Origin of the sequence: Streptomyces sp. NBC_00154 (genome assembly GCF_026342835.1) — a bacterium.
Lineage (GTDB): Bacteria > Actinomycetota > Actinomycetes > Streptomycetales > Streptomycetaceae > Streptomyces.
In genome coordinates, this window is record NZ_JAPEMI010000002.1 from 864161 (window position 1) to 881112 (window position 16952).

19 protein-coding genes and 4 pseudogenes are annotated in these 16952 nt (G+C 66.8%); 17 read left to right on the plus strand and 6 right to left on the minus strand.

The annotated features are described in order from the left end of the window. Nucleotides 1-157: 157 nt before the first annotated feature. Complete coding sequence (locus OHA03_RS40390; RefSeq protein WP_267008948.1) at nucleotides 158-1699, minus strand: M28 family metallopeptidase; 1542 nt, start codon at nucleotides 1697-1699, stop codon at nucleotides 158-160. Nucleotides 1700-2150: 451 nt separating this feature from the next. On the opposite strand from OHA03_RS40390, the pseudogene OHA03_RS48135 reads away from it, so the two are divergent. The 12 genes and pseudogenes from OHA03_RS48135 to OHA03_RS40430 form a co-directional block, all read left to right on the plus strand. After that, a pseudogene (locus OHA03_RS48135) lies at nucleotides 2151-2435 on the plus strand (helix-turn-helix domain-containing protein); the annotation flags it as partial. A gap of 100 nt (nucleotides 2436-2535) precedes the next feature. Then, on the plus strand, nucleotides 2536-3192 hold the full coding sequence (locus tag OHA03_RS40395; protein ID WP_267009645.1) for an IS630 family transposase: 657 nt from the start codon (nucleotides 2536-2538) through the stop codon (nucleotides 3190-3192). A 204-nt stretch (nucleotides 3193-3396) separates the two neighbouring features. Next, nucleotides 3397-3681 (plus strand): annotated as a pseudogene (locus OHA03_RS48140) (helix-turn-helix domain-containing protein); the annotation flags it as partial. Nucleotides 3682-3781: 100 nt separating this feature from the next. Then, entirely contained in the window at nucleotides 3782-4438 is a 657-nt protein-coding gene (locus OHA03_RS40400) for an IS630 family transposase (RefSeq protein WP_267009646.1), read from the plus strand. 204 nt (nucleotides 4439-4642) lie between these two features. After that, nucleotides 4643-4927 (plus strand): annotated as a pseudogene (locus OHA03_RS48145) (helix-turn-helix domain-containing protein); the annotation flags it as partial. A 100-nt stretch (nucleotides 4928-5027) separates the two neighbouring features. Continuing rightward, nucleotides 5028-5684 carry an IS630 family transposase gene (locus tag OHA03_RS40405; protein WP_267009646.1) on the plus strand — a complete coding sequence of 219 codons (657 nt, stop codon included), beginning with the start codon at nucleotides 5028-5030 and terminating at the stop codon, nucleotides 5682-5684. Between the two features lie 204 nt (nucleotides 5685-5888). Further along, nucleotides 5889-6173 (plus strand): annotated as a pseudogene (locus OHA03_RS48150) (helix-turn-helix domain-containing protein); the annotation flags it as partial. Nucleotides 6174-6273: 100 nt separating this feature from the next. Continuing rightward, nucleotides 6274-6930: an IS630 family transposase gene (locus tag OHA03_RS40410; RefSeq protein WP_267009646.1), complete on the plus strand. Its 657-nt coding sequence runs from the start codon at nucleotides 6274-6276 to the stop codon at nucleotides 6928-6930. A 653-nt stretch (nucleotides 6931-7583) separates the two neighbouring features. Next, entirely contained in the window at nucleotides 7584-8822 is a 1239-nt protein-coding gene (locus tag OHA03_RS40415; protein ID WP_267008949.1) for an IS110 family transposase, read from the plus strand. Nucleotides 8823-8883: 61 nt separating this feature from the next. Then, nucleotides 8884-9651 carry a hypothetical protein gene (locus tag OHA03_RS40420; protein WP_267008950.1) on the plus strand — a complete coding sequence of 256 codons (768 nt, stop codon included), beginning with the start codon at nucleotides 8884-8886 and terminating at the stop codon, nucleotides 9649-9651. Nucleotides 9652-9736: 85 nt separating this feature from the next. Next, entirely contained in the window at nucleotides 9737-10468 is a 732-nt protein-coding gene (locus OHA03_RS40425) for a transposase (RefSeq protein ID WP_267009647.1), read from the plus strand. A gap of 237 nt (nucleotides 10469-10705) precedes the next feature. Beyond that, on the plus strand, nucleotides 10706-11437 hold the full coding sequence (locus OHA03_RS40430; protein WP_267008951.1) for an alpha/beta hydrolase: 732 nt from the start codon (nucleotides 10706-10708) through the stop codon (nucleotides 11435-11437). Between the two features lie 19 nt (nucleotides 11438-11456). On the opposite strand, the gene OHA03_RS40435 is transcribed toward OHA03_RS40430, so the two are convergent. From OHA03_RS40435 to OHA03_RS40445, 3 genes are all read right to left on the minus strand, one after another. Continuing rightward, a complete protein-coding gene (locus OHA03_RS40435) occupies nucleotides 11457-11582 on the minus strand; it encodes a hypothetical protein (RefSeq protein WP_267008952.1) in 126 nt (41 codons plus the stop codon). A 486-nt stretch (nucleotides 11583-12068) separates the two neighbouring features. Beyond that, complete coding sequence (locus OHA03_RS40440; protein ID WP_267008953.1) at nucleotides 12069-12902, minus strand: PIG-L family deacetylase; 834 nt, start codon at nucleotides 12900-12902, stop codon at nucleotides 12069-12071. A 321-nt stretch (nucleotides 12903-13223) separates the two neighbouring features. Continuing rightward, nucleotides 13224-13595: a hypothetical protein gene (locus tag OHA03_RS40445; protein WP_267008954.1), complete on the minus strand. Its 372-nt coding sequence runs from the start codon at nucleotides 13593-13595 to the stop codon at nucleotides 13224-13226. 147 nt (nucleotides 13596-13742) lie between these two features. Between OHA03_RS40445 and OHA03_RS40450 the strand changes: the two genes are divergently transcribed. Then, nucleotides 13743-13901, plus strand: a complete 159-nt coding sequence (locus tag OHA03_RS40450; protein ID WP_267008955.1) for a hypothetical protein — start codon at nucleotides 13743-13745, stop codon at nucleotides 13899-13901. A 554-nt stretch (nucleotides 13902-14455) separates the two neighbouring features. Next, complete coding sequence (locus OHA03_RS40455; protein ID WP_267008956.1) at nucleotides 14456-15034, plus strand: (2Fe-2S)-binding protein; 579 nt, start codon at nucleotides 14456-14458, stop codon at nucleotides 15032-15034. A gap of 480 nt (nucleotides 15035-15514) precedes the next feature. On the opposite strand, the gene OHA03_RS40460 is transcribed toward OHA03_RS40455, so the two are convergent. Continuing rightward, nucleotides 15515-15775: a GntR family transcriptional regulator gene (locus OHA03_RS40460; protein ID WP_267008957.1), complete on the minus strand. Its 261-nt coding sequence runs from the start codon at nucleotides 15773-15775 to the stop codon at nucleotides 15515-15517. Between the two features lie 154 nt (nucleotides 15776-15929). On the opposite strand from OHA03_RS40460, the gene OHA03_RS40465 reads away from it, so the two are divergent. Together OHA03_RS40465 and OHA03_RS40470 are read left to right on the plus strand one after the other, a co-directional pair. Then, complete coding sequence (locus tag OHA03_RS40465; protein ID WP_267008958.1) at nucleotides 15930-16124, plus strand: hypothetical protein; 195 nt, start codon at nucleotides 15930-15932, stop codon at nucleotides 16122-16124. After that, nucleotides 16121-16282 carry a hypothetical protein gene (locus OHA03_RS40470; RefSeq protein ID WP_267008959.1) on the plus strand — a complete coding sequence of 54 codons (162 nt, stop codon included), beginning with the start codon at nucleotides 16121-16123 and terminating at the stop codon, nucleotides 16280-16282. The genes OHA03_RS40465 and OHA03_RS40470 overlap by 4 nt, the downstream gene beginning before the upstream one ends. 107 nt (nucleotides 16283-16389) lie before the next feature. On the opposite strand, the gene OHA03_RS40475 is transcribed toward OHA03_RS40470, so the two are convergent. Beyond that, the gene (locus tag OHA03_RS40475; protein WP_267008960.1) at nucleotides 16390-16572 is read right to left on the minus strand and encodes a hypothetical protein; all 183 of its coding nucleotides are present in this window, start codon (nucleotides 16570-16572) and stop codon (nucleotides 16390-16392) included. 35 nt (nucleotides 16573-16607) lie between these two features. On the opposite strand from OHA03_RS40475, the gene OHA03_RS40480 reads away from it, so the two are divergent. Further along, nucleotides 16608-16892, plus strand: a complete 285-nt coding sequence (locus OHA03_RS40480; RefSeq protein ID WP_267008961.1) for a hypothetical protein — start codon at nucleotides 16608-16610, stop codon at nucleotides 16890-16892. Nucleotides 16893-16952: the final 60 nt, after the last annotated feature.

The window sequence follows — 16952 nt, forward strand, 5'->3', positions numbered from 1 at the left end:
CGCGCCGTGGCATGTCAGCCGCGCGGTCATCCCGATGCCGGCCAAGCCCACCTGCCAGGGTCTCCCTCCACAAGGAACCGTAGCGACCGCGCATCCCGCCGCAGCATCGAAGGGGAGGGCCGGACAGTCCGGCCCTCCCCCCCATGTGTACCGGGAGTTACTCGGTGACCTCGTGGTCGTGGCCCTCGTGCAGGCCACCGCCGCTGCCCGCCGAACCCTTGGTGTTCTGCGGCGCCACCGGCTTGCTCAGAAGACTGGTGTCCCAGGCGTACTGGCCCACCGCGTTGGCGATGACGTCGACGTTGACGTCGAACGCCTTCATGTTGATGTTCTTCAGGGTGTCGCAAGCGGCGTGGTAGCAGGCGTCGTACGCGACACCGGCCTTACCGCCGTACACCTTCGCCTGCTCGGCCGTCTTGATGCCCTCGGCGCCGGTGAAGGTGCCGCCCGAGGGGATGCCCACCTCGATGAACGGCCCGTAGTCCGACCGGCCGGTGAAGTCGGTGCCCTCTTGCGGGGTGCCCCGGCTGTCCAGGTAGTCGGTGATCTGCCTCTCCAGCTGCGCCGAGCCCTCCGGGCCGGGGCCGGCACCGACCTGGTCGGAGTCGTCGCCGTCGTAGACGAACTGGGCGTAGTTCGGCGAGGCGATCATGTCGAAGTTCAGGTACAGCTTGACCTTCGCAAGGTCGGCCGCCGAGAGGCTGTTGACGTACGCCTCCGAGCCCAGCAGGCCGAACTCCTCAGCCGACCACCAGGCGAAGCGCACCTTGTTCTTGACGTTCTTGTGGGCAAGGTTCAGGGCCACGTCGAGAATGCCGGCGGAGCCGGAGCCGTTGTCATTGATGCCCGGGCCGGCCGCCACCGAGTCCAGGTGGGCGCCGAACATCACCACGTTGTCGGCGTCGCCGCCCTTGGTCTCGGCGATCACGTTGTAGGTGTGCCGGGTCTCCGCGAAGGTGCGGATCTCCAGGTTGACGGTCACTGCGCCGGCGGCGGCCTTGGCCGCGAGCGCCTCGCCGTCCGCCTGCGTGACGCCGCCGGCCGGGATCTTGGCGACGGACGGGTCTCCCAGCGTGCCGTTGAGCGCGCCCTCGGTGTTGTTGTAGATGATCGCGCCGACCGCGCCCGCACCGGCTGCGGTCTCCTGCTTCTGCGCAAAGGTGCAGCCGCCGCGCTTGATCAGCGCGATCTTGCCGGTGAACGTCCCGGGGGCGTAGTCCTCAGGCTCGCAGCCGGTGGTGGCGTCGACCGGCACCACCGCGACCGGGGCGGTGATGCCGCCGACCGGGCTGCTGGCGGAGTACGTCATGGCGATCAACGGGACGTCCTGCTGCTGCGGTGACACCACCCGCAGGCTCTGCGCCAGCGTCTCGGTGAACGGGTAGTCGAACTCGTTCCGGGTCACCGAGTACCCGGCTTTCCTCAACAGGCCTTCGACGTACTCGGCCGACTTCCGGTGCCCCTCTGACCCGGCCACCCGGGTGTTCCCGCTCTTGTCAGCGATCCGCTGGAACTGCTTCAGATGCTCGTAGGCGTCCTCGGCGTTGCTCTTCTTGACGAGCTTCTTTGCGAGCTTGGCAGCCTCCTTGGCAGGGTCGCTGTGGGCGGAGGCGGTGCCCGATCCGATCAGCAGCAGCGGCGCTATGAGCCCTGCGACGGATACGGCGGCTACCGTGGTGCGGCGGTTCCGAGCGTTCAAAACGCTTCCTTCCGACGGTCCATGAGAAATGGGCGTAATGGTCGAAAACAGCCCGAACGACGTACGGCAGTACTCCGGGGCAGGCAGGGGCGGCCGGATCGCTCCGCCCCCCGCCACTGGCAAGGAGAAAGGTATCTGCTCAGTAAACGGTTGGTAATGGGTTGACCGGAATCTTCGGCGTCGACGCCGTCCGTGCGCGGTACCGAGCACACCGATCGGCGCTGAACCAACCGAAGTTGGCTGGAAGCCACCGGTGCTGACTAGTAGCGTGTCGCCGCTTAGTTATGGTGCACCTGACTGGGAGGTTGGTGTCTGGCAGATTCCTTCCCCTTTGCCAGATAGGACTGTTGTTGTGGGTTCGCAGAAGAAGCGGCCGGTCAGGTTGACCGCGCAGGATCGTGAGGAGCTGGTCCGAGTGACCACGACGGGTGTTCGTGGGGCCTCGATGATCATGCGTGCGCGGGTGCTGCTTGCACTGGACAGCTCGGTGGGTGAGGTGGACACCAAGGAGGCGATCGCGGCCCGGCTCGGTGTCTCCGGTGAGACGTTGCGGCTGGTCGCCAAGCGTTTCGCCGAGACCGGTGGCGATGTTCACGCCACGATCGCGCGGAAGAAGCGCGACCTCCCGCCGGTGCCCTCGCCGGTGACCGGCGAGGTCGAAGCCCGGCTGATCGCGATGGCGTGCTCACAGCCACCCCAGGGCTATGCCCGGTGGTCGCTGCGGCTGTTGGAGAAGCACGTCGCGCTGGTCGAGGACATCCCCGATCTGGACCACTCCACCATCGGGCGGGTCTTAAAAAACGCAACTGCGTCCTCATCTGAGAAAGTGCTGGACCATCCCACCGCGAGCGAACGCGGAGTTCGCGGCCCGGATGGAAGACGTGCTGGCCATCTATGCCCGGCCCTACGATCCGGCACGTCCCGTGGTGTGCATGGACGAGAAGCCCTACCAGCTCCTCGACCATGTCCGCGACCCGCTCCCGGCCCGCCCTGGTCGCGATGCCTGCCAGGACAGCGAGTACATCCGCTGCGGCACGTGCTCGATCTTCGTGTGGGTCGAACCCCTTCGCGGGTGGCGTCGAGTCCAGGCGCTGTCCCAGCGGACCCGGATCGACTGGGCCGGCCAGGTCAAGCAGCTGCTGAGCGTGGATTACCCCGACGTCGAATCCGTGGTGCTGGTGATGGACAACCTCAACACCCACGGCATCGCCTCACTGTACGAGGCATTCGAACCAGAAGAGGCCTTCGCCCTGGCCCAGCGCCTCGAGATCCATCACACGCCCAAACACGGGTCATGGCTCAACATCGCCGAGATCGAACTCTCCGCGCTGACCCGGCAATGCCTCGACCGCCGGATCGGTGACCTCGACAACCTCAACACCGAACTCTCGGCCTGGCAGAACGCCGCCAACACCGACCAACGTCAGGTCGACTGGCAGTTCACCACCCACGACGCACGCATCAAACTGCGCCACCTCTATCCCAAAAATTAGCCGCGACGGTCTACTAGTAGCGTGTCGCCGCTTAGTTATGGTGCACCTGACTGGGAGGTTGGTGTCTGGCAGATTCCTTCCCCTTTGCCAGATAGGACTGTTGTTGTGGGTTCGCAGAAGAAGCGGCCGGTCAGGTTGACCGCGCAGGATCGTGAGGAGCTGGTCCGAGTGACCACGACGGGTGTTCGTGGGGCCTCGATGATCATGCGTGCGCGGGTGCTGCTTGCACTGGACAGCTCGGTGGGTGAGGTGGACACCAAGGAGGCGATCGCGGCCCGGCTCGGTGTCTCCGGTGAGACGTTGCGGCTGGTCGCCAAGCGTTTCGCCGAGACCGGTGGCGATGTTCACGCCACGATCGCGCGGAAGAAGCGCGACCTCCCGCCGGTGCCCTCGCCGGTGACCGGCGAGGTCGAAGCCCGGCTGATCGCGATGGCGTGCTCACAGCCACCCCAGGGCTATGCCCGGTGGTCGCTGCGGCTGTTGGAGAAGCACGTCGCGCTGGTCGAGGACATCCCCGATCTGGACCACTCCACCATCGGGCGGGTCTTAAAAAACGCAACTGCGTCCTCATCTGAGAAAGTGCTGGACCATCCCACCGCGAGCGAACGCGGAGTTCGCGGCCCGGATGGAAGACGTGCTGGCCATCTATGCCCGGCCCTACGATCCGGCACGTCCCGTGGTGTGCATGGACGAGAAGCCCTACCAGCTCCTCGACCATGTCCGCGACCCGCTCCCGGCCCGCCCTGGTCGCGATGCCTGCCAGGACAGCGAGTACATCCGCTGCGGCACGTGCTCGATCTTCGTGTGGGTCGAACCCCTTCGCGGGTGGCGTCGAGTCCAGGCGCTGTCCCAGCGGACCCGGATCGACTGGGCCGGCCAGGTCAAGCAGCTGCTGAGCGTGGATTACCCCGACGTCGAATCCGTGGTGCTGGTGATGGACAACCTCAACACCCACGGCATCGCCTCACTGTACGAGGCATTCGAACCAGAAGAAGCATTCGCCCTGGCCCAGCGCCTCGAGATCCATCACACGCCCAAACACGGGTCATGGCTCAACATCGCCGAGATCGAACTCTCCGCGCTGACCCGGCAATGCCTCGACCGCCGGATCGGTGACCTCGACAACCTCAACACCGAACTCTCGGCCTGGCAGAACGCCACCAACACCGACCAACGTCAGGTCGACTGGCAGTTCACCACCCACGACGCACGCATCAAACTGCGCCACCTCTATCCCAAAAATTAGCCGCGACGGTCTACTAGTAGCGTGTCGCCGCTTAGTTATGGTGCACCTGACTGGGAGGTTGGTGTCTGGCAGATTCCTTCCCCTTTGCCAGATAGGACTGTTGTTGTGGGTTCGCAGAAGAAGCGGCCGGTCAGGTTGACCGCGCAGGATCGTGAGGAGCTGGTCCGAGTGACCACGACGGGTGTTCGTGGGGCCTCGATGATCATGCGTGCGCGGGTGCTGCTTGCACTGGACAGCTCGGTGGGTGAGGTGGACACCAAGGAGGCGATCGCGGCCCGGCTCGGTGTCTCCGGTGAGACGTTGCGGCTGGTCGCCAAGCGTTTCGCCGAGACCGGTGGCGATGTTCACGCCACGATCGCGCGGAAGAAGCGCGACCTCCCGCCGGTGCCCTCGCCGGTGACCGGCGAGGTCGAAGCCCGGCTGATCGCGATGGCGTGCTCACAGCCACCCCAGGGCTATGCCCGGTGGTCGCTGCGGCTGTTGGAGAAGCACGTCGCGCTGGTCGAGGACATCCCCGATCTGGACCACTCCACCATCGGGCGGGTCTTAAAAAACGCAACTGCGTCCTCATCTGAGAAAGTGCTGGACCATCCCACCGCGAGCGAACGCGGAGTTCGCGGCCCGGATGGAAGACGTGCTGGCCATCTATGCCCGGCCCTACGATCCGGCACGTCCCGTGGTGTGCATGGACGAGAAGCCCTACCAGCTCCTCGACCATGTCCGCGACCCGCTCCCGGCCCGCCCTGGTCGCGATGCCTGCCAGGACAGCGAGTACATCCGCTGCGGCACGTGCTCGATCTTCGTGTGGGTCGAACCCCTTCGCGGGTGGCGTCGAGTCCAGGCGCTGTCCCAGCGGACCCGGATCGACTGGGCCGGCCAGGTCAAGCAGCTGCTGAGCGTGGATTACCCCGACGTCGAATCCGTGGTGCTGGTGATGGACAACCTCAACACCCACGGCATCGCCTCACTGTACGAGGCATTCGAACCAGAAGAAGCATTCGCCCTGGCCCAGCGCCTCGAGATCCATCACACGCCCAAACACGGGTCATGGCTCAACATCGCCGAGATCGAACTCTCCGCGCTGACCCGGCAATGCCTCGACCGCCGGATCGGTGACCTCGACAACCTCAACACCGAACTCTCGGCCTGGCAGAACGCCACCAACACCGACCAACGTCAGGTCGACTGGCAGTTCACCACCCACGACGCACGCATCAAACTGCGCCACCTCTATCCCAAAAATTAGCCGCGACGGTCTACTAGTAGCGTGTCGCCGCTTAGTTATGGTGCACCTGACTGGGAGGTTGGTGTCTGGCAGATTCCTTCCCCTTTGCCAGATAGGACTGTTGTTGTGGGTTCGCAGAAGAAGCGGCCGGTCAGGTTGACCGCGCAGGATCGTGAGGAGCTGGTCCGAGTGACCACGACGGGTGTTCGTGGGGCCTCGATGATCATGCGTGCGCGGGTGCTGCTTGCACTGGACAGCTCGGTGGGTGAGGTGGACACCAAGGAGGCGATCGCGGCCCGGCTCGGTGTCTCCGGTGAGACGTTGCGGCTGGTCGCCAAGCGTTTCGCCGAGACCGGTGGCGATGTTCACGCCACGATCGCGCGGAAGAAGCGCGACCTCCCGCCGGTGCCCTCGCCGGTGACCGGCGAGGTCGAAGCCCGGCTGATCGCGATGGCGTGCTCACAGCCACCCCAGGGCTATGCCCGGTGGTCGCTGCGGCTGTTGGAGAAGCACGTCGCGCTGGTCGAGGACATCCCCGATCTGGACCACTCCACCATCGGGCGGGTCTTAAAAAACGCAACTGCGTCCTCATCTGAGAAAGTGCTGGACCATCCCACCGCGAGCGAACGCGGAGTTCGCGGCCCGGATGGAAGACGTGCTGGCCATCTATGCCCGGCCCTACGATCCGGCACGTCCCGTGGTGTGCATGGACGAGAAGCCCTACCAGCTCCTCGACCATGTCCGCGACCCGCTCCCGGCCCGCCCTGGTCGCGATGCCTGCCAGGACAGCGAGTACATCCGCTGCGGCACGTGCTCGATCTTCGTGTGGGTCGAACCCCTTCGCGGGTGGCGTCGAGTCCAGGCGCTGTCCCAGCGGACCCGGATCGACTGGGCCGGCCAGGTCAAGCAGCTGCTGAGCGTGGATTACCCCGACGTCGAATCCGTGGTGCTGGTGATGGACAACCTCAACACCCACGGCATCGCCTCACTGTACGAGGCATTCGAACCAGAAGAAGCATTCGCCCTGGCCCAGCGCCTCGAGATCCATCACACGCCCAAACACGGGTCATGGCTCAACATCGCCGAGATCGAACTCTCCGCGCTGACCCGGCAATGCCTCGACCGCCGGATCGGTGACCTCGACAACCTCAACACCGAACTCTCGGCCTGGCAGAACGCCACCAACACCGACCAACGTCAGGTCGACTGGCAGTTCACCACCCACGACGCACGCATCAAACTGCGCCACCTCTATCCCAAAAATTAGCCGCGACGGTCTACTAGTGCCGTGATCGGCAATGTTTGCCCCATGAGGAGCGTCGTCCAGGGCGTGCGATCGCAAGGTGGCCGGAAGCCCTTGGATGGGGTCTCCCCTCGAACGGAGTTGAGAGCTTAAGGGCTGTCCCGCAACTGCTGGTCACAGGGGAGATGATCTTGCGGCGTCTGGTGTGATCACGGCGTCGGAGCCCTCCTAATTCCTTGGTAACGGGCTGAGGGAGCCGGGGGTTGCCACCAGTCCGTTCGAGCGCCGGGGACCGATGCTCTTCTCTCGTCCCGGCCTTCCACAGTGCAGGTGGTGGCAGCTTCGCGGGCACCGACCGTACGCCTGGAGCCGTCTGGGCACTCGATCCCTTTATCCAGAGCGGCGGCGTTCGGTGTCTTCGAGGTCGCCACTACCGTCAACACTGTCCGCTTGATCACTCGTTGGTGTTGGTGCTGCGAGCCCGCCGCACGGTGACCTCCTGATAGTCCAGAGCCGTCAGAGGTCCCGAGGAGACCGGGGCCCGTGGGGTGCGCTGGTGCCACGAACGGCTAGTGAGGTGGCGGACCGACCGGATGGTCGAGTCCTGGAATTAGGTCGCTGCGTGGCCCGCATGCGCTCGCAACCAGCGCAAACATTGCACCTCTGGGGAGGAAAAGTTGATCTACTGCGGCATCGACTGGGCGGAGAGGACACACGACGTTGCCTTGGTCGACGACACCGGCCAGCTACTTGCGAAGCGACACATCACTGACGACGCGGCCGGCTACAGGAGTCTGATGGACCTGCTGGCCGAGTACGGCGATACGGAGGAGACCCCGATCCCGGTCGCGATCGAGACCTCCCGCGGTCTGCTGGTCGCGGTGCTGCGGGCAGGCAAGCGGAAGGTGTTCGCGATCAACCCGATGGCTGCCGCCCGCTACCGCGATCGGCACGCGGTCTCCCGCAAGAAGTCCGACCCCGGCGACGCCCTGGTCCTGGCGAACATCCTGCGCACGGATATGCATGCTCACCGGCCGCTGCCGAACGACAGCGACCTGGCCCGCGCCATTGCCGTACTGGCCCGCGCTCAGCAGGACGCGGTCTGGAACCGGCAGCAGGTCGCCAACCAGCTCCGCTCGCTGCTGCGTGAGTACTACCCCGCCGCTCTGGATGCCTTCGCCAAGTGGGACAACGGCTTGTGCCGACCGGAGGCCCGCGAGCTGATGAAGCTCGCGCCGACACCGGCCAAGGCCGCGAGCCTGACTCGCACCCAGATTACGGCGGCTCTCAAGCGTGCGGGCCGCAAGCGCGGCATCGAGTCGGACGTCGAGCGGCTGCGCGAGGCATTCCGCACCGACTGGGCCCGTCAGCCCGAGCTTGTCGAGGACGCGCTCGGCAAGCAGACGCTCGCCCTACTCGGACAACTCACGGCCGCCTGCACCGCCGCCACCGACCTCGCCCAGGCCGTCGAGGAGGCGTTCCCGCAGCACCCGGACTCCGAAATTATCCTCAGCTTCCCCGGCCTCGGTATCCAGCTTGCCGCCCGGGTGCTGGCCGAAATCGGAGACGACCGCACCCGCTTCGCGGACGCCCGCGGCCTGAAGGCCTACGCGGGCGCCTCACCGGTCACCCGGGCCTCCGGCAAGAAGTCCAGCATCACCAGACGATGGGTGAAGAACGACCGGCTCAACCACGCCGGCTACCTCTGGGCGTTCTCAGCGATCACTGCCTCGTCCGGTGCCAAAGCCCACTACCGGCGGCGACGTGACGACCACGGAGACTGGCACGCCGCTGGCCAGCGCAATCTGTTCAACCGGATGCTGGGCCAGCTCCACCACTGCCTCAAGAACCGCCGCCTGTTCGATGAACACACCGCGTTCCCGGCGCCGCAGGCCCCAGCACTGGCGGTGGCGTAGGTGATCCCGCTCACGACTCACCGCCCCAGGAGGTCGCTCCGCAGCGTGCTTGAATCACCGGATGATCGACTGGTCCACACTCCACGACGCTTACGGCCCGGCAGACGCGATACCCGGGCTGCTGGATCGAGCCATCGGTCGTGACCAGGAGGCCATCGACGGGCTTTGGGGGCGCTTGTGCCACCAGGGGACGATCACCCCGGCGAGCATCGCCGCACTGCCGCGACTGGCGGACATCGCGAAGACCGAGGGCGCCGGCGACTGGGCGCTCGATCTGGCCGGAGCCATAGCGGGTGGCCTCCTTCAACCTCACGGCGCCGACGAAGAAGTCGCACGCTGTGCGGCGACCTTGGCCGAGCTTCGCGCCATGGCCGCCGCCCGGCTGCGGTCTGGCCTGGCCGGGAAGATCTACCTGAGCCGGTTGCGGGCCATGCTCGCGTTCGACGGCCAGCCCTTGTGGTTCGAGGCCCTGGACGACTTCACCGATTTTGTCGTCACTGTCGCTTGTCCGCACTGCGACGCACCGGTGACGATCGCGGTCGGCGACTACGGCTGCTACTCCTCGATCCGGGACTGGAATCTGGGGGATGTCCACCAGGTCCCGCTCCGGCCAGCCGTCCCGGACGAGCTGACCGGCACCGGGAGGATGTTGCACGAGTCGGCCGTACGGGATGGCCAGCAACGGCTCGCCTGGGGGCTGACGCACCTGTTCGGCCGGGCCGAATGCTCTGGATGCGGGAGCGTCTTCGGCATCGCAGACGAGTACGCGGCCGCCAATGCACCCGCTCCATGGGACTTCGCCCGAGGCCACATTAAGGACGCTCTCTGATGACCACCGATAGGGCCCTTGGAATCGAACAGTGAGCTCGTGCCCGCTGTCCCGACTTGACGGCTTGGCGCCGTGAGGTGTCTGGATAGCCCCGTTCACCGGGCTGAGCCCGCGTTCCTTCGGGAAGCTGGTGACCGTGCTGCGCCGCGAAGGTGCAGATCCGGTCCGCAAGGGCCGCCCGTGGTCCCTTCCGCTGGAGGACCGGGTGCTGCTCGTGTCGGCCTACTGGCGAACTAACTTGACGATGCGCCAACTCGCTCCACTCTTCGGTATCTCGAAGTCCGCGGCCGACCGCGTCATCGACCACCTCGGCCCATCACTCGCGCTCCAGCCACGCAAGCACTTCCGCAAGGACACCGTGCTCATCGTGGACGGCACCCTGGTGCCCACCCGCGACCACACCATCGCCGCACAGTCCAAGAACTACCGGTACTCCACCAACCACCAGGTCGTCATCGACGCCGACACCCGGCTCGTCGTGATGGTCGGCCGACCCCTGCCGGGCAACCGCAACGACTGCAAGGCGTGGCAGGAGTCCGGCGCGAAGGCTGCCGTCGGCAAGACGATGACGATCGCCGACGGCGGCTATCCGGGCACCGTGCTCGTGATGCCCCACCGCCGGCGCAAAGGCGAAGAACTCCCCGACTGGAAACAGGCCCACAACAAGTCCCACAAGCAGGTCCGCGCCCGCGTCGAGCACGTCTTCGCCCGCATGAAGACCTGGAAGATCCTCCGCGACTGCCGCCTCAAAGGCGATGGCGTCCACCACGCCATGCTCGGCATCGCCCACGTGCACAACCTCAACCTCGCCGGATAGGCGACCAGCCGGACTGGCCTTTGGGCGAGTGGCTCCGTGGCATCCGGCCACGGAGCCTCCGCAAAAACCCGTTGGCGGACCACGGCGACCACTGCTACTTTTCCGGAGGCCGTGCAAGAGAACGAGGAGGTGGTACCCGTGAACACAGTATCGACATGGGTGCTCCCCTCCGGGGTCACGGTCGGACGATAGGTCGTCCGGGAGCGCCGTTCACGAGCACTCCCGAAAGGCACGACCATGCAATTCACTTCCGAACAACGCCTCGACGACGGCATCCTCGAACGCGAATTCACCCTCGGCGAGATCCCCGGGATCCTGTGGATGCCTGGATCCGCATCCGCACGGGTGCCGCTGATCCTGCTCGGCCACCCCGGCGGACTGCACAAGATGTACCCCCGACTGGCGGCCCGGGCCCGGCACGCCGCGGCGGATGGCTTCGCCGCGGCCACCATCGAGCTCCCCGGAAGCGGTGACCGGCCCCGTTCAGCCGCCGCCGAGCAGGCCCGCGCCGACCTGCGCCGGGCACTGGAGGCCGGCGAGCCGGTCGACGACGAGATCGTGGACCGGCTCGTCCTCCCGCTGGTCGAAAAGGCGGTCCCGGAATGGCAGACCACCCTGGACGCCCTACTTTCGCTGCCCGAGATCGGCGGCCCGGTCGGGTACTCGGGGGGAGTGATCGCCATCGGGACCCGGCTGGCTGTGGTCGAGCCGCGCATCTCGGCCGCCGTTCTGTTCGCCGGGAGTTTCGTGCCTCGCGCCCTGTTCGAGGAGGCCCGGCAGGTCACCATTCCGCTGCACGTCCTGCTGCAGTGGGACGACGAAGGGAACGACCGGCAGCAGGCCCTGGACCTGTTCGACGCCTTCGGTGCCAAGGAGAAGACGCTGCACGCCAATCTGGGCGGGCACACCGGCGTCCCGCAGTTCGCGGGGGACGCCGCGGCCCAGTTCTTCACCCGGCATCTGAGCTAGCCGCCGACCACCCCCGCCGTCAGGCCAGCAGCAGACGGTAGGCGGTGTCGGTCAGGATGCCGCTCATCGAGGACAGGTCCCGGCCCTCCTCGATGGCGGTAGCCGGTAGATGCACGACCGCCCCGATCGCGGCGGTACCGGCCATCGGTGGTACCGGCCGGTCGGGGCGGCGCGAGGGCGTGGACGCCTAGGTTCGGTGTCAAACGCCTCGATTGGATGACAGGGCGACTGGCTTCATTGTTGTAGGGTCTCGCGGTTGGTGTCGGAGACCGCTCTCGTGACCTGCTTCTTCTTCTTTCGTTGCCTCACGGCGTGTCGGACATCGGAGCCTCAGCTTCGTGTCGCTTCCTCGGCGGTCTGTCTTGATCGGAGCGGACCGCCGGGCTTGTGACCTGGGCTGTCGCGCACCTTCCGAGTCAGCAGCGCGCAGGTCTCCCACCTGTGCGGTTGTCAGGTGGTTTGGGGACGAGCGCGGTGGCGGGTCGGAAGTGCGGGCACGCGTCGACGCCGTCGGCGAGGGCCTGGACGCGGACTGCCGGAGCGGAACTCGCGTGGACAAGCCTCCGGGTGTGTGACCCGCTCGATCGCGCCGTGCGGTCGATGCGCTTTCCCGGCCGGTCGGGCGGGTGGATCAGCGTAGTCCGGCGAAGAGATCGGTCTCGGGTATGACCGCGCCGGTGGCGTCCTGGACACGTACGAAGGTCTCCATGCCCATCAACTCGCCGAACCTCTCGTTGCCCATCTTGAGGAAGAAGATGTTCTCGCCCTGACTGGCGTGCGCGGCCAGCGCGTCGAACTTCTGACCGCTGAACGCGGTGGTGTCCACCCACGTGGTGATCTCATCGTCGGGGAGGCCGATCTCGGCCATCGCGGCGGCCTCGGCAGGATCCGGCTCCGGCATGTCCTCATGAAACTCGCGCATGATCTCGCCGAACCGCTCCATCATCGAGCGGGGCATCGTGGTCCAGTACACCTTCGGTGTCAGCGCGGTCATCTCCAGCGCCGCCATCGTGATGCGGTGGGCCTGGATGTGGTCGGGGTGGCCGTAGAAGCCGTTCTCGTCGTAGGTGACGACCACATCAGGTCGGTAGTGCCGCATGAGTTCCGCGAGCCGGGCCGCGCCTTCCTGCACGGGGGTCTGCCAGAAGGATCCGGGGGCGTCGTTGCTCGGCCAGCCAGCCATCCCGGAGTCGGCATAGTCCAGCATCTCCAGATCGCTGACCTTCAGGACGTCACAGCTCGCCTCAAGTTCTTGACGGCGCATCAAGGCGACCGCCGCCGGATCGTGCCCGGGATCGCCCGGCTTGACACCCCCCGGTCCGTCACCGCAACCGCCGTCGGTACACGTCACGAGAACCGTGCGGACGCCTTCCGCCGCGTACCGCGCGAGGACCCCTCCGGTTCCGGTGGCCTCGTCGTCGGGGTGGGCGTGTACTGCCATGAGCGTCAAGGGCCGGTCAGTCATGAAAAAGTCCTCCTGCAGAAATACGTCTTGGTCCGAGTGCGCGGCGGGCGTACCGCGACCCTGGGGCCCGGATCCTGGTGGGGCGGACGACCTTGTGGTCTCCGTGTTCCCCGCCCGTGCGGCGCCGGTCCCTCGGTCGATGCAACCGTGCCGGCCGGACCGGCTGTTCCCGCCGCGGCCGCTTAGCCTTCCAGGTGTCGGCGTTCAACGCGAACGAGGTACAGGCGCGACCTGCTGTCCCGTCCGATTCGAGTTGGCAGCCGGTGGGGCGCTGACCTGTGAGGTTGCCAGGTGGTTTGAGAATGACGCCGGGCGCTGTTCTCAGACGAGTTGGCTCTCGTGGAAGGGGGCGCGCTGCGGGCCGCCTCTCCGGAACGCCGGATCGGTGAATCCTTGGGCGTCGGTTCGGGAGTAGGTATCGATGTCCGAGCACGGCCCTGGTGCACCCGTGTCGCCCTTCGGGCCCGGCTCGCGCCTGCACTCGTCCTTGTCGTGCTCGTCGCCGTGCGATGACAACTGGCGCTGGCCGTCGCACGACACGGCCGCGCGGTCCGTCACACTCCCTGCCGCCGCCGAGGCGGGGCTGACCGCAGCCGCCATGACCAGCGCGAGCGAGGCAACCATGCCGACCTTCTGGAACGTGCCACGTGCCGTCGGTCTCAGCGGCTTGTGCGTCCTGTCCTCGGGAGTCATGTGGGTGCTCCTTGTGCCAACTGTGCTCGGGCGATGCCCCGAACGGGTGCGAGCTTGACTTGCCAGCACCGGAATTTGCGAGCACCTGCTCATATGTGTGGTACTTTACCCGTCAATTAGTTTCAACTTCCCTTAGGAGAAAGTGCCTTGATTCTCAAGCGCATGAAGCGGATAGCGGCCGGAACTGTGCTGGCCGGCACGGCTGCCGTAATGGTGCTCATGGGCACAGGGACAGCGTCGGCCGCAGAGGTCGAAGAGAACACCTACTGCAACCCCGTCATCTTCACCTACTGTCAGGAATGGTGACCGGCGCAAAAAGGTGTGGCTTGAGGCGTTAGATCAACGCCTCGGATCGGGCGCAGCAGCCGGGTGGCGTCCAGGACGGTCCGCGATCCGGTGCTGGGCCCCGCGGTTCCGGCTCGCCTCGGCGCGTCCATCAGCATCAGCGGCGTCAGGTTGCGGAAGTCCCCGGCGGTGCTCGACCACTTGCTCCAGCCGTACGGGGGGCTCGCGTCGTTCACAGCTGCTGCTTCCTGTGGGATCGTCCTGTCACATCCAGATCGGCGGCCGCTGTGGCCGCGCGCCGGCGCCGTTGCGTCATCGCCCCCGGTGAGCGTGCATCCGGCTCATCAGCTTTGCACTCCCTTGACCTTGATGGCCAGACGCCAAGGGGGCCCTGCCATGCCCCCGCTCCCTGTTCCCCGGCTTCCCATTCCCGGGCACACCACGGTCTGCCACATGCCGGATGCGGCCCTCACTCTGGACCGGTAGCCAAGATCCACAGGAGCGGAACGCCTGGGCCGAGCCCGTACAGCGTGTTGAGCAAGACCCCTCATTCCCCGTGCTGAGAGAGAGTGGGCATGTCCAGCGAAGTCACCGAGCCAGAAGATTCCGGTCCCGTCCCGGATGTGCCGAGTCCGTCCCGCCGCACGTTCATGGCGTCTTCCAGCGCCGTCGGCGGTGCCGTGGTGGCGGGCGGTCTGTTCGTGGGGCCGTCGCGGTTGGGCGCTGAGGAGGCTGTCGCGGCGGAGATGCCGGCCGGCAGCCGTGTGACGTTGACGGTCAACGGCAGACGCCACACGGTCACGGTCGACAACCGGACCTCGTTGCTCGACCTCCTGCGTGAACACCTGGGCCTCACCGGCTCCAAGAAGGGCTGCAACGCCGGTGCCTGCGGGGCGTGTACGGTCCTTGTCGACGGCCGCCGGGTCAACTCCCGCCTGACGCTCACGGTTCGGCTGGAGGGCGCCGAAGTCACCACCATCGAGGGCCTGGCCGACGGCGACGAGATCGGCCCTCAGCGGCCCGCAGGTCAGAACGCGACAGCGATCGTCGTGGCGGCACCGATTCTGCCCACAGGCGGCTGGAACGACACGAACCGCTCACGGTGTGCCGGCCCACGGACCACGTACTTACAAAGCAACGGCAGCCCTGGGTGACGACTCCGAAGTGGGTTCCGCGGGGTGTGAGCAGAGGGCCGTCGGCGGCTGGGTGAGCCCCTGGCCGCGTCCCACGCGAGGCCGTCCGGGCCGACCGATGTGGCGGGTGGTCCGGATGGCCCTGGGTCTCCGTCCCCGATCGCGTGGCGGCCCGGTGGCAGGTCCCGAGGTCCCGCCGAACAGCGCCCCCAAGACGAGTTCTGCAGGCAGCGCCCCCTATGGGCTTGCACTGCCCGGTTCCCCGCCATGCCGACCGCCTTCTCCTCGACGGGCGTGGGAGGCAAGAAAATCCCGCACCCGGCGGCCCTCAGCCAGGACAGCCGGCGGGGTGCAGATCTGGCACGCCTCAATGTCAGGCCCCGCCGCCCGGACCGTTCAGCTGCGCATCGTCACGAACGTGCGGCATGACGGGCAGTGACAGTTACGCCTGGGTGTAACTGTCGCCGCATTCTTCGCGCTGCCGACCGCCGTGACGTGAAGTCACCCGTGGGGGGCGTCGCCACCCGACGGCAGAGGGCGTGCGACGAACGACCCGAGCCCGGGTTCCGTGTAGATGAGTCCATCCTCGCGCAGCGCCCGGTGCACCTTCTGCCCGGTTGCTGCGGCGATCCCGAACTCGGCCTGGAGTTGGAGCACCGACGGCACGCGGGTGCGCGGCGCGTAGGTGCCGTCCACGATCCGTTGCCGAATTACTTCGGCGACCTGGCGCCACCGTGGCTGGTCAGGAACAAATTCGATCACCTGGCCAAGCTAGGCAGGGCATAGCGCATCACGCGAGACATGGCATACCTAGCACGCCGTAGCATGCTCAGGCTATGCTGAACTTACGCGAAGACCTCCGCAGCCGATGACACGGCCCGGCAGTGTGGAGACCAGCAGTGGGGGAGCTGATGACGTGCCTGAGAACACCGGCCCAATGGCGGCCGAGCACAGGGCCGAAGACGCCACCGTCCAGACCGCATACAGCGGGTTCATCCGCCACACCCAGGCGTGCGCCGAGTGCCGCACGGGAGGCATGGACTGCGCGGGCGCCACTGAGCTGCGCCGGGTCTACCGGGCGGCGAAGCGGCGCGCGGGGGAGGTCCGATGATCTGCGACCACTGCAACCGCCCGATGACTCCGGCCGAGACGGGGACCCGCGACATGCCCGGCGCGTCCGGCACAGGCCGCACGCTCTACCTCCACAAGGGCCGCTGCCCCGCGCCGCCCCCGCCGCGGCCGCGGACGTACTCGCCCCGCAACCGCTGAACTCCCGCCCGTACCCGGGGCCGGCGCTGGCCGGGGTGCGGGCGGGGTTCAGTGTCGGGGCCGCCCGTCCGCGATTTGATCAGAGGGGCGGGGCCGTCGCGCTATGGCTATAGCGGCATGGTTGGCGCGGGGAGGGCGAGGATGCGCGCGAGGGCGCCGGAGTTCTGCCGGTCTGGAGCCTGGTCCTCGTGACCGGCGGTGACCTCGCGGAAGGCCGGCTTCAACTCCATGACGTGCTGCCGGTAGAAGAGATCAAGGGGGTTGTCCCGCTTGCGTGCCGGAATGCTCACAGCCTCGACCTGAACCCCAGCGCGCCCTGCAGCGCTTGGGCGGCCATCTGCACGGTGGCGGCGACCTGCGTGTCGATAGGACCGAGTCCGGAGTCGACGCGTACGGGCCGTTTCGGCGGCGCGCCCAGGCAATCTCGTTCTGGCTTGCCTCGGGTGTCGACCCCGCGGAGTGTGCGCGGCGGGCCGGACAGAGCATCCAGGTTCTCTTCCGCTACTACGCCAAGTTCCTTGCCGAGGCACGGAAGCATGCCAACAACTTGATTGAGGAGTCGATGCGGCGATGGGTGGCGGGGCCGGAGGATGGCGTGTTGGACACATGAGGACCTTGGCCCGAAATGCCTCGGAACAACTGGTCAGAGGTGGGATAGCGGTGGGATGTA